This window comes from Streptomyces sp. NPDC007901, assembly GCF_042959465.1.
In the GTDB taxonomy this organism is placed as follows: domain Bacteria; phylum Actinomycetota; class Actinomycetes; order Streptomycetales; family Streptomycetaceae; genus Streptomyces.
The window spans coordinates 1-12,144 of sequence record NZ_JBIBKW010000013.1; the positions used below are offsets into that span (position 1 = coordinate 1).

Annotated in this window: 8 protein-coding genes; 5 read left to right on the forward strand and 3 right to left on the reverse strand. The window is 64.7% G+C overall.

What is annotated here, in order from left to right; all coding sequences use genetic code 11:
- Positions 1–579 precede the first annotated feature (579 nt).
- The 4 genes from ACFZDK_RS34760 (at position 580) to ACFZDK_RS34775 (ending at position 7,320) form a co-directional block, all read left to right on the forward strand.
- Complete coding sequence (locus ACFZDK_RS34760; RefSeq protein ID WP_390978110.1) at positions 580–1,278, forward strand: trypsin-like peptidase domain-containing protein; 699 nt, start codon at positions 580–582, stop codon at positions 1,276–1,278.
- 1,074 nt (positions 1,279–2,352) lie between these two features.
- Positions 2,353–5,007 carry a glycosyl hydrolase family 28-related protein gene (locus ACFZDK_RS34765; protein WP_390978112.1) on the forward strand — a complete coding sequence of 885 codons (2,655 nt, stop codon included), beginning with the start codon at positions 2,353–2,355 and terminating at the stop codon, positions 5,005–5,007.
- A gap of 115 nt (positions 5,008–5,122) precedes the next feature.
- Positions 5,123–5,695, forward strand: coding sequence for a hypothetical protein (locus ACFZDK_RS34770; protein ID WP_390978114.1), 573 nt, complete (start codon positions 5,123–5,125; stop codon positions 5,693–5,695).
- A 419-nt stretch (positions 5,696–6,114) separates the two neighbouring features.
- Positions 6,115–7,320 carry an IS256 family transposase gene (locus ACFZDK_RS34775; RefSeq protein ID WP_390978713.1) on the forward strand — a complete coding sequence of 402 codons (1,206 nt, stop codon included), beginning with the start codon at positions 6,115–6,117 and terminating at the stop codon, positions 7,318–7,320.
- 60 nt (positions 7,321–7,380) lie between these two features.
- On the opposite strand, the gene ACFZDK_RS34780 is transcribed toward ACFZDK_RS34775, so the two are convergent.
- From ACFZDK_RS34780 to ACFZDK_RS34790, 3 genes are read right to left on the reverse strand one after another with little or no spacing between them, the layout of a single operon-like run.
- Entirely contained in the window at positions 7,381–7,866 is a 486-nt protein-coding gene (locus ACFZDK_RS34780; protein ID WP_390978116.1) for a tyrosine-type recombinase/integrase, read from the reverse strand.
- Positions 7,860–8,210: a hypothetical protein gene (locus ACFZDK_RS34785; RefSeq protein WP_390978118.1), complete on the reverse strand. Its 351-nt coding sequence runs from the start codon at positions 8,208–8,210 to the stop codon at positions 7,860–7,862. Before ACFZDK_RS34785 ends, ACFZDK_RS34780 begins: the two co-directional genes overlap by 7 nt.
- Before the next feature lie 14 nt (positions 8,211–8,224).
- Complete coding sequence (locus ACFZDK_RS34790) at positions 8,225–8,593, reverse strand: MarR family transcriptional regulator (protein ID WP_390978120.1); 369 nt, start codon at positions 8,591–8,593, stop codon at positions 8,225–8,227.
- Between the two features lie 379 nt (positions 8,594–8,972).
- Here ACFZDK_RS34790 and ACFZDK_RS34795 point away from each other — a divergent pair, with 379 nt between their 5' ends.
- Positions 8,973–11,780, forward strand: a complete 2,808-nt coding sequence (locus tag ACFZDK_RS34795) for a multifunctional oxoglutarate decarboxylase/oxoglutarate dehydrogenase thiamine pyrophosphate-binding subunit/dihydrolipoyllysine-residue succinyltransferase subunit (protein ID WP_390978122.1) — start codon at positions 8,973–8,975, stop codon at positions 11,778–11,780.
- Positions 11,781–12,144 lie beyond the last annotated feature (364 nt).

Sequence of the window (12,144 nt, forward strand, 5' to 3'; positions counted from 1 at the left end):
GCACACACCCCGCAAGACACAACCCGCGAAACAGCGAACGAAGACGTCAACCGCCCCACGACCACGCCGCACAGGTTAAAGATCAAGCTAGGGCGCCAAAGCTCCCATGAACCCGAGAAGCACACGCCTGGCGTTCGTCGCTGTCGCCGCCACTCTCATCTTCGGATCGCTTGTAGCGGTGTTTCTTAGTGCCTCCTCTGATCGTGTGGATCCGAGTCGTGAGTCGGCGATCGCGCGCCCCGCAAGCCCGTCTCCGACATCGAGGCCGGAAGATCTTGCTCAAATTCGCCGCGACTTGGAGAACCTGAAGGGAGAACTAAAGGGTGACAAGAAGGACAACTGGGATCGCTTTTCTGCTTTTGCTCCATTGTTCTCTGGACTCATGATCGCATCGATTGGAGGTTGGGCCACATTTACGGTATCGAAGCACCAAAGGGGGAGCGAGGCTGCGCGCGCCGAGCGGGAACTCACCGTGCAGCGCAGCTCTGCAATCCCCCGCTAATTCCATACCTCGGCTCTAACAATGAGAGAGAAAAGAGAGCGGCGCTTCTCGCTATTGACGCACTAGGTGATCCCGATTTGGCGGCCAAGCTTGCGGAGATCTATGGCGGTGAGGGAAGTGCAGCTGCACTTTCTCATATTGCCGCACGGTCATCACGCGAAACAGCAGTTGCCGCAGAGAAGACGCTAGATTCTCTATTCTCTTCCTTGAAGGTGTCCATTGTGCGGTTGATCATCGAAGGACGACCATCCGCTTCGGGCTTTTTCGTAGCACCGGGGCGCGTTCTCACAACGGCACACGCACTGCGAGGTGAAGAGGTGCGGGCGACTCTTCAGCTTCATACCGGAGAAGAGTTGGATGCCACCGTGCTGGCCTGGGATTACGATGCTGATTTGGCATTGCTCGCAACCGACCGCCAGGATTTCCCCGCGCTCACGTTTCAAGAGTCAGCTGGCTACCCAGATATTGTGGCGATCTTCAGAGAGGAAATCACTGCCATTGGATACACGGGCTCGTCACCCGAGCCGCAAGTCCGTGTGGGACCTGTCACGGGAATTGAGATGCATCTTGCAGGGTTTTCAGGTGCCCCCATGATCGAGACGCGACTCCACACGGCTTATGGTTTTAGCGGTGCGCCCGGAGTGAACCCCAAGGGTCACGTAATCGGCATTGTTCGGGCGGCTCGCAAGGAGGGCGGATACAGCTACCTGATCCCATCCGATTCAGTGCTTAATTTCTTGCATCAGCATGAAGTCGCCGCGAGCCTGGCGGATTGATCCAGAGTGCTGGCGGAGAGCAATACTCGATTCTGCTCAAGGCGCCCACAGCGTGCATACGGACAGTGACCGCGTTCGGAACAGCCATCGGGTCTTGCCCGATCTGCGCAGGCTGACGGTCTGGCGTAGCGTGAATGTATAGCGGATAACGCAAGCTACCGGTATCTGATGGACCCGACTTTCGATGGAGCTGCTGGCCGCGTTGGCCGACGGTGTGGGTGGTGAAGTGGCCAAACAGGCATTCGGCGATCTCCTCTGGGGAAGCAGAGCTTGACGCCTTGAGCAGGCGCCGACGGACGTCGACCGTGCTCAGGCCCTCAGCACCACACTCGCGCATCGGGCGGCCACGAATCCCGATTTCCGGACTGAGCTGAAGCGGTGGCACCAACGGGTCCAGGTGAGAAACCGGGGCCGGGTATGTCCACAGCGAGATTACCGGTGGTTCCCAGCGGGGTCCGCTGCTTCGGGGGCCGGGACTTCTCCGCGGGAGTCTGCCTCTTGAGAAGGACATGCTACTGCTCGGGCATCGCACTGCAAGTTCTGCCGGTGCAACATCGCGAGGGATGGACGGTAGACGTGTGTAGAACCAGTGATATGCCAAGGTCACCGGTGTGCTTGTGAAAGCCGCTGGTCCGGAGTGCTTCTCTTGTCCGCTCACATCGACCCCTTTCACATCGACTTGTTTCGCGTTCTACAGAGGAAGAGATGGTCATGGCTACGTCGAAGGACCCTGTCAGGCTGGCTACCACGACGCATATACCGGACCTGCAAGCGGTCACGTTGATCGACGGTCTCCCCGTGGCGCCACAGGATCGTGTCCTGGTGAAGGACCAGAATGACCCCGCAGCCAATGGGATCTACGTCGCCAGCGCGCTGCCAACAGGGGTTCGAGCCAGGCTGAATCGGGCCCCTGACATGCCCCCCGGGCCCGCGCCATCGGACATGCACGAGGCAACGGTTCGTGTCTCGGAAGGCAACACCAACGCACACACGCAGTGGTCCCTTCGAACGCAGAGCACGATCACGGTGGGGACGACTCCCCTGCCTTGGATCGAAGAGAACAGGAACTACTCAGTGGCTTCCATCGCCGAGCTGAAACGGCTTGTAACCGCGCCTCAGGGCGGGACGGCTGCAGTCGCCGGCTACGCAAAGGCGGGTGACAACGGCGGGGGTGACTTCACCTTCATCGGTGTTCCTGCGACATCGCGCGTCACCAAGGCGACGGTCGTCACCATCGACATCACCGCGATGAGCGTGTCATCCGACCACGTCGCGACCTTCACCACGGCCCAGCCGCACAACTTCGTCTCGGGACAGAGCGTCTTTCTAAGCGATGTCGGTACTGCGACTGGTGCCTGGATCATCACACTCGACCCCAGCGCCCCAACGACACGCTTTTTGGTACAGGGGGCTCCTGCGACTGCAGCGATCGATGCACATACACATCCCCGCGCAAGTTGCGTACAACTCACAGTACCGGACCACGGCTTGCCTCCGGGCGCGCAACGGATCGCCGTCTCGGGTGTTTTGCCCGAGGGAACGGTAAAGGCGGCTCCGATCAATCAGATCTGGGACAAAAGTGCCGTCTACGACAGCAATACGCTCACGCTGCCAGTGCCGACGAATGGCGGGACGTACAAGCCAGGTTTGCGCGCGGTGGTCGGCGACGAAGCATTGCGCGTGACAGCTACTGACGAAGCGGGCACAACGGGCGGCCTGTGGCAGAGAACGGTAACGCAGCCGTTCAATGTGGCTTGGTGGGGTGCCACAGGAGATAGTTCGAACGACGAGAGTGCGGCGATCAACGCTGCGATCAATGCCGCCAAGCGTTTCCGCGACTACAGCGAAAAGGCCAATACGGGAACGATCCTCCATTTCGGACCCGGCGTGTACCGCTGCGCGTCGAAGATCCTGATCGATGGCTCTGTGTCGCTTCACGGAGCCAGTGGTATCGGTGACCAGGCCTCCACCATTCTCTTCTTCGCCAAGGATATGGGCGATGGCGACGCCCTCGTAGATATCCAACAAATAGCCACGGACGGGTCAGGGACGAGCGCGCAATTTTTGCGAATCTATAACCTTGCCGTCGTCCAGGACGATACGGCCCCGCTTGACGAGACGGTCCGTACGGTGGGAATCCGCGTGCGTAGTCATGGAGTTATTCTCGAGGACATTTTTGTCCACTCTATTCAGGGGTGCGGCATTCTCATTGAAGGAGATCCGGGTCGATACAACGCCGACAACTGGTGCTTGAAGGGAAGTATTCGCATCACCAATTGCCGTGAAAGCGGGGTCGTCACCCAAGGAGGCGACGCGAATGCGGGAGCACAGAGCGGAACCTTGAGCGTTTCCGGGTGCGGAGAATGGGGCGTGCATGAACATTCCTTCCTGGGTAATCGGTGGGATGCAATCCATGCTGAAGGCAATGGGTATGCAATCAATTCCGACGGGCTGTGGACTGGTCAGGGAAATTTGCTTGATCCTAAGTTCACATGGTCCCAAGGTGCGCACATAAGCCCCGGGCAGCTGATGCTGCCCACGGCGAAAAAGAGGACCGGATTCATATATCGAGCCACAGATATCGGAGCTTCACCACATCAGACTGCTTCAAGCCCGGACAGCCATGAGCCAAACTGGCCAACGAAGCTAGGTCTCGCAGTCCCGGACGGTGACATTACTTGGACCTGTTGGGCCCATGAAGGCGGAGCGCTATGGCATGAAGGGACTGAAAACTGCTCAACGTACGGATATATCTACGCCGAGCAGGGGCAAAACGCGCCCCACTTCGATAACGGCACGGCGAGCGTCGAATCAGTAACCGACCGGATGACCGCCGCATCGGAGGTAGCCACGGCAACGGTGCACACTATTCCCGTCCCCTTCCAGGTGTGGACACGCCGCTCCGAGGCGTGGGATCCGGGCCATCAGTCCAGCGGAAGTGTCAGGAATCCCGTTATTGTCGGCGTGGGTGACCAAAGAGAGTCGACGGTCGCGTGGCTCAAGCGCGCCGACTCCAACGATGACTGGGGGTATCCGCCAGCGGAGAATCCAGGCAAGACTGCTCCGAATGTTCCTGATCATTGGACGCATGATGTCGGCATCCTGTGGGACCGCTGGGACGGCGTTACCGGGCGAGAGCACCCAAATTTGCATTTTCCTCTCGACCTCGAACCCCCAACCCATCGGTGGCGCGTCGAATGGTGGGCACGGAGAACCGCGGTGTACCCGTTCCACTCGTATTCCCAGGTTGGAGGCCAGACTCTTCCGCAACCTGCCGCAATCTGCTTCCCTTCTCTCTGGCTTGGAAATAAGACGGGGTGTGAGCGGCGGCTCGGAGCTGTTCCAGCGCGTACCGATGCGCCGTACCTTCCCGACCTCTCAGACGTCGATGTGTCCGGAGGGAACGCGTTCGAGCAAGGCGATGTTCTCTTCAATGCACCGAAGGACGGGCAATTGAATTGGCCAGCGGCCTGGCGTGCGAAGGGCCGCAATGCAATAAAGACCAAATACTTCAATCCGCCTGGGTGGTTCCCTCAGATCTACCTCCCTGCCGGATACGTGTTCCGCGTCCCCGACGGCCATCCCAGCGGGGCCGGCGGTTCAATGTGGCGTGCTCGCAACTCGGGATACACGACCGCCACAACGCCCCCACCAACCCCACAGACTGAGCCAGCCTGGGTGGACAGGCCTGGCACACAGGTAAGCGACGGGGACATCATCTGGGACTGAAACGCAGACGCTAATCAACGTCGACGTCTCGGTGGGGGGAGAGATCGTTCTCACCAGCGAGCAGGCAGCACACGCCCGAGTTCGATTCACGGGCACGCTGGCACGGAACGCAACGGTGATCGTGGAGCCCGGCCCCGGGGCATCCTGGACGAAAACCTTCACAAACGCAACGAGCGGCCCGTTCAGTCTGAGGGTCCAGGCAGCCCCCGCGGGATCGGGGGTCTGGCTCCCCCAAGGAGGCTCCGCAAGCCTCTTCACGACAGGAACGACGGACGGGATGCCGGCAAGCGTCGAATCCCTGTCGTCTCCCCAGAGACACGGGGGACGAACCGTATCGGTAGACACGGCGTTCGGTACGACGACCACGACGAACGCCGAGCCAGTGACCACGAAGCTCTTCGATCTCGCCGCCCCGGAGGTAAGACGCGTCGACATCGTCCTCACGGTCACGAACAACACGTGCACGACGCGGGGGACATGGAAGTTCACCGCGCTCGTGACTCGCCGCGGCAACATAACGCAGCTCGAAGGCAGCGGAACGGACGCCTCTGCGATCAAAAACCCGCCCAGCCTCGACGCTCAAATCGGCGTCTCCGGAGGCGGCGTCCAACTGCAATGTACGGGCTTGGCAGCCACTGACCTCACCTGGGGCTGGGAAGTACGCAGCCAACAGCAAAGGACCGGGTAACCGCCGAGCCCTTCGCCCGCGAAGGCAGCAAGGCGCCGGAACGATCGATTCACCGCCCACGATGTCGGCTGAAGGCCAAGCCAAACCGAGCAGACGATCCCAGAGGCCTACGACCCTGCGGCCTCCCCACTCCCACGGGAGTTGCAGTTCGTGATCTCCGCGTTCCATGGTGTTCCTGCCGGAGGCGCGGGGATTCGGGTACGCCGCCAAGGCGTGCACAGCGGCACTCAACTGGTTCGCCGGCGTGCTTCCCAGCGAGCCGGGGGTGCTCTGCGGGAGTGTAAATCTAACGGCGGATCCGACGATCATGGGAGAGACGTCAAGTGACTGACACCGCCGTGGAGTTGGAAACCGTGGAGCCTGTCGAGAGTCCCCAGCCCGGGCAGCCTGCGCCCGTGTCAGACGAGCAACTGGTCGCGATGCTCGTGGAGCGGGCTCGGTCGGAGGGGCTGCAGTTGACCGGGCAGGGTGGGCTGCTGCAGCAGCTGACCAAGCGGGTCTTGGAATCGGCCCTGGAAGGTGAGATCACCGACCACGTCGGCTACGAGAAGCACGATCCGGCTGGGAAGAACAACGGCAACAGCCGCCATGGCACGCGGTCCAAGACTGTGCTCACCGATGTCGGGCCGGTCGAGGTGAAGGTGCCGCGTGATACCGCCGGCAGCTTCGAGCCGCAGATCGTCAAGAAGCGGCAGCGGCGGCTGACCGGAGTGGACGAGATGGTGCTTTCCTTGTCCGCGAAGGGACTCACACACGGCGAGATATCGGCTCATCTCGCCGAGGTGTATGGCGCCGAGGTGTCCAAGCAGACCATCTCCACCATCACCGACAAGGTGATGGACGGCATGGCCGAATGGCAGAACCGTCCCCTCGACCGCGTCTATCCGGTCCTGTTCGTGGACGCCATCAATGTCAAGATCAGGGACGGGCAGGTCGCGAACCGTCCGGTCTACGTCGTGATGGCGGTGACCGTGGACGGCACCCGCGACATACTCGGCATCTGGGCCGGGGACGGCGGCGAGGGGGCGAAGTACTGGCTGCACGTGTTCACCGAGCTCAAGAACCGCGGCCTGGACGACGTGCTCATGCCGGTCTGTGACGGCCTCAAAGGCCTTCCCGAGGCCGTGGAGACCGTCTGGCCTCGCACGATTGTCCAGGCGTGCGTGGTTCACCTGCTGCGGAACTCGTTCCGTTACGCCGCCCGTCAGGACTGGGACAAGGTCGCAAAGGCACTCAAGCCCGTCTACACCGCAGCCGGCGAGGACGCGGCGACGGAGCGGTTCCTGGAGTTCCAGGAGTCCTGGGGCCGGAAGTATCCGGCGATCGTGAAGCTGTGGTCCGACGCCTGGGCCGAGTTCGTGCCCTTCCTCTCCTTCGACGTCGAGATACGCAAGGTCATCTGCAGCACAAACGCGATCGAGAGCGTCAACGCCCGCATCCGCAGGGCCGTCCGCGCCCGCGGACACTTTCCCAACGAGGTCGCCGCCCTCAAGTGCATCTACATGGCACTGATGAGCCTGGACCCGACCGGCAAGGGCCGCAAGAGGTGGACCATGCGCTGGAAGGCACCCCTCAACGCCTTCCAGATCGCCTTCGAGGGCCGCCTGACGCCGAGCAACAACTGACCACTCAACAACCAAGATCAGCCGTTAAATTGACACACCCGCCAGCGGGAACCGCGGTCATCACATCTCCTTCGACCGACCAGCGCCGACAAGCTCGCCAGTTGCCTGATCACTGAAGTCGTCGTCCATCTCCGCCTCGGCATCCGCCCTGGCGAACGCGACCGCCAGCTGAGCCTCCTCGGCCGCGTCCAGGAACTCGCGGACCTTGAGGTTCTTGAAGTCGCTGCTGAGCGCGGTGTAGATCGCGGTGGTCGCCGCGTGGGAGTGGCCGACCTGCTCGGTCACGAACTGGCCGTCGTAGCCCGCCTCGATCAGCCGGGTCACATAGGTGTGCCGCAGGCAGTGCGGGCTCAGGCACTCCGGCAGCTCGGCGAGCTTGCGCCAGTGCTGGAACCGCTGGTTGAACGCACGCTCGGAGATCATCTCCGCGCGTTCGGTCGGGAACATCACCCCGTCATCCGGGCGGTCGAGGTAGAACTGCGGGCGGATGTGTTCCATGTAGAGCCGGACGGTCTGCACCGCCCAGGGCCAAACCGAGATCACCATCCGCCGCTTCGGCGGCTGCCCCGGACCAGCCGGTTTGCCCCAGCGGACAGCCAGCCCGCGTAGTCGCCGAACTCCGGCAACTTGGCCTGACGCCGCCAGTCGTGCGTCTCCAGCCGGGCAGCCTCCCGCCGTCGCAGACCCCAGCCATACGTCGTGGTGAACATCGCCAGGTCACGGGCCGCGGCCAAGGCGCCCTTGGCCACCAGTGGCGGGCCGGTGGGATCACCGGCGGAGACTCGTGTCCGGGGGGCGGCGTCCGCGTGGGAAGAGCCGGAGTGCGGCGAAGGAATGGAATCGCCGAGCCCTGGGGTGCCCACGACGACCGGATTCCGGCTGACGACCATTGGGGGTGAATCAGTCAGGGGACGACGTGCCGGCACAGCCGCATGTGCGCCGTCCTCTCGGCGTCGGCGAACCTGGCACGTCCTGCCTCGGTCAGTGTGACCTCGACCGTTCTGCGGTCTCTGCCTCGGCGATCGCGTTCGATCAGTCCGGCGGCCTGCAGGTTCTTCAGGAGGTAGGACATCCGGGTCCCTGATTCCTGGAGGAAGGCCGTCAGGTGGGTCACGGGCACGGGCCGGCCCTCGGCTCCGGCGAGGGCACCGAGAACGAGGTAGTCGTGGAGCGACAGGCCGTGCCGCGCCCGCAACTCGCCGTGCAGGAGGCCAAGGCTCCACAGGATCGGTGGCGGCTGCCGTGCGGTGTCCGCCGGATCGCAGTCGGTCATGTTCGTTCCCCGGGTGGGTTCACCGGCCGCGGGCTCGCGGCCACACGGTCACAACCAGGTTCCCCGCGTGGCCGATCGCGGGTCGGTGGGACGTGAAGCCCTCGGATCAGGACACCGCATCGTCCGCACCGGCTCCGCCATCCGGCGGCGGCACCCGCGGCCGGCCGTCTGCCGATGTCCCGATATGAGGCTGATGTGGCCCGGAGGACCGTCCGTCCCCGTTCTCTCACGGATTTACCGTCGTCAATGCGACGTGCTCGCAGAGATCGGTCTGTGCAGCGGGTGCCGGATCCGGGGGTACGGAACACGCGGGGCAGACGGATGCCGGGGCTGCGTCGGGATCGTAGGGCTTCACACAGGGAAGAAGGCGTTCTACGCCATGGCCTCGCAATCAGACACCGCTCGAACCGTGCTTCACGGACTGGATTTCGGACTCAACGCATGGGTCGTGGACGAGCAGCGGCAACGTTTCCTGCGCGACCCGGACTCGGTCGAGGAGACGTGGAGGGACTTCTTCGCGAACCCGGGAGCCCCGGCCGCCGCGGCGTCCTCGCCCACTGCGGCTGCGCAGGACACATCGCCGACCCGGCCGGTGGGCGCCCTCTTCGCCCCGGACCATGAGGACGGCGACGAGGCGGCGCTCAGGGCCGTCCGGGTCGCGGCACTCATCCACGCCTATCGCGTGCGCGGACATCTGACAGCCGGCACGGACCCGCTCGCGGCGCAGCCCGTCGCCGCCCATCCGGAACTGGACCCCGCCGCGTTCGGACTGCACGGCGTGGACCCGGCACAGGATGTCGTCGTGGACGGGTTCGCCGGGCGCGCCGCGACAACGCTCGATGAAGTGCTGGGCGCCCTGCGGGAGTTCTACTGCGGCAGTGTCGGGTTCGAGTACATGCATATCCAGGACTCCCGCCAACGCCGCTGGATCCAGCAGCGCGTCGAGAGCCCGCAGCATCGGCCGGACCGTGCCCGGCAGCTGCGGATCCTGTACCGGCTGGGGGCGGCGGAGGCCTTCGAGACGTTCCTGCAGACCAAGTACGTGGGCCACAAGCGGTACTCGCTGGAAGGCGGCGAGTCGGCCGTCGTGCTGCTGGACGCCCTGCTGCACAGTGCCATCGAGGACGGTGTCGCGGAGGCCGTCATCGGCATGGCGCACCGCGGCCGGCTGAACGTCCTGGCCAACATCATCGGCAAGTCCTACGCCCAGATCTTCGGCGAGTTCGAGGACGCGGTGGACCTCGAGTCCGTGCAGGGTTCGGGGGACGTGAAGTACCACCTCGGCGCGGAGGGCACCTACCGCGCTCTGCAGGGCGGAACGATCGCCGTCTCGGTCGTGGCGAACCCCTCCCATCTGGAGATCGTGGGGCCGGTCACGCAGGGAGTGGTGCGCGCCAAGCAGGATCTGGCGGCAGAACACAGCGGGGCCGCGCGTGTCCTGCCGGTCGCCGTCCATGGAGATGCGGCGTTCGCCGGCCAGGGGGTGGTCGCCGAGACGCTGAACATGTCGCAGCTGCCCGGCTACCGCACGGGCGGGACGGTTCACGTCGTGGTCAACAACCAGGTGGGCTTCACGACTTCGCCTGCCAGCGGCCGCTCCAGCAATTACGCCACCGATGTGGCACGGATGGTGGAGGCCCCGATCTTCCACGTCAACGGCGACGATCCGGAGGCGGTCGACCGCGTCGGGCGGCTGGCTTTCGAGTACCGCCAGACCTTCCACAAGGACGTCGTGGTCGATCTGGTGTGCTACCGGCGTCACGGCCACAGCGAGGTCGACGACCCGTCCATCACACAGCCCGTGATGTACGACCGCATCGATGCCAGGGCGTCGGTGCGCACGCTGTACGCCGAGGCCCTGGTGGCACGCGGCGACATCAGCGAACGGCAGGTCGAGGGTGCCCGCCGCGACTACCAGGACCACCTGGAGAGGGCCTTCGCCGAGACCCGTATGCTGCCCGCTGCCCACCCCGCCCAGAACGTGCCCGGCTCCGGCACCGGTGCCGGACAGGGCACCGCGCCGCGCGCACCACGCCGGGCGGTGACCGCGATCGGCGAGGCGGCGATGCGACAGGTGATCGCCTCGCAGGCCGACCTGCCGCAGGGCTTCACCGTGCACCCACGCGTCCTGCCGCAGCTCCACCGGCGTACGCGGACACTCGACACCGGCACGGTCGACTGGGCCACCGCGGAGATGCTGGCGATCGGTTCGCTGCTGCTGGACGGCGTCCCGGTCCGGCTGGCCGGGCAGGACTCCCGGCGCGGCACCTTCGGCCAGCGCCACGCCGTCCTGACCGACCGTCGTACGGGTGCGGAGCACACGCCGTTGCACTCCCTCGGCCCGCGGGCCGCAGGTTTCGCGCCGTACGACTCGATGTTGTCCGAACTTGCGGCGCTGGCCTTCGAGTACGGCTACGCGCTGGCCCGCCCCGAAGCCCTGGTGCTGTGGGAGGCCCAGTTCGGGGACTTCGCCAACGGCGCGCAGACGGTCGTCGACGAGTACATCGCCTCGTCCGAGCAGAAGTGGGGCCAGCGCTCAGCAGTGACGCTGCTGCTGCCCCATGGTCTGGAGGGCCAGGGCCCGGACCACTCCTCCGCCCGGATCGAGCGCTTCCTTCAGCTGTGCGCGCAGGACAACATGACCGTGGCCATGCCCTCCCTGCCCGGCAACTATTTCCATCTGCTCAGGCAGCAGGCACTGGACGGCCGCAGGCCGCTGGTGGTCTTCACTCCGAAATCGATGCTGCGGTCGAAGGCGGCGACCTCCGCCCCGGCCGAGTTCACCCAGGGCGGCTTCCGCCCGGTCCTGCCGGACGACACCGCGGACCCGGCCCAGGTCACACGCGTGCTGCTGTGCTCGGGCAAGGTCTACTACGACCTCGACGCCCACCGGCACACCTCGGGCTCGACCGACACGGCGATCGTGCGCGTGGAGCGCCTCTACCCGTTCCCCGACGAGGAGCTCGAAGCGGAACTCGCCCGCTTCCCTTCGGCCGCGGACGTGCGGTGGGTGCAGGAGGAGCCGGAGAACCAGGGTGCGTGGTCATTCGTCGCGGCGCGTCTGCACCGGCCGGCCCGGCGCGCTGTGGAGTGTGTGAGCAGGCCCGAGGCGCCCGCGCCCGCGGTCGGCTCGGCCCGCCGGCACGGTGTGGAGCAGCAGGCTCTGGTGGCGTCGGCCTTCGAGTGACCAGCGGCTCGCGCGGTGGGTATCGGCTGCCCACCGCGTATCCGTCGACACCACGGCAGTATCGAGGAGGAGCGGCGGCACGAGCCTGCTGGCACACATCAACCAGCCGGCGGACCTGAGGGGTCTGAGCCTGTGGGACGTCGGGCACCGGCCTACGTCCACGAGTTCGTGACGGGGCGGCCGGTGAGCTCTCCGGCCCGCGGCGGCGGGCTCTCCAGGTACCCCAGCCGGGGCCCGACCGCAGAGGCAATCGCGGACACCGTCACCCGGGCCCTGGCCCGGGCGGTCGTCACCCCGGTACCCGCCGCCCCTCACACCGTCCCCACACCCAAAAGGCAATGCAATTCTCAAACTAGTAAAATGC

What these genes read in the sequence shown, in the direction of transcription:
- ACFZDK_RS34775 (WP_390978713.1), top strand. Translation starts at nt 6,115, where the DNA reads ATGCTCGTGGAGCGGGCTCGGTCGGAGGGGCTGCAGTTGACCGGGCAG.
- ACFZDK_RS34780 (WP_390978116.1), bottom strand. Translation starts at nt 7,866, where the DNA reads ATGGTGATCTCGGTTTGGCCCTGGGCGGTGCAGACCGTCCGGCTCTAC.
- ACFZDK_RS34785 (WP_390978118.1), bottom strand. Translation starts at nt 8,210, where the DNA reads ATGGTCGTCAGCCGGAATCCGGTCGTCGTGGGCACCCCAGGGCTCGGC.
- ACFZDK_RS34790 (WP_390978120.1), bottom strand. Translation starts at nt 8,593, where the DNA reads ATGACCGACTGCGATCCGGCGGACACCGCACGGCAGCCGCCACCGATC.
- ACFZDK_RS34795 (WP_390978122.1), top strand. Translation starts at nt 8,973, where the DNA reads ATGGCCTCGCAATCAGACACCGCTCGAACCGTGCTTCACGGACTGGAT.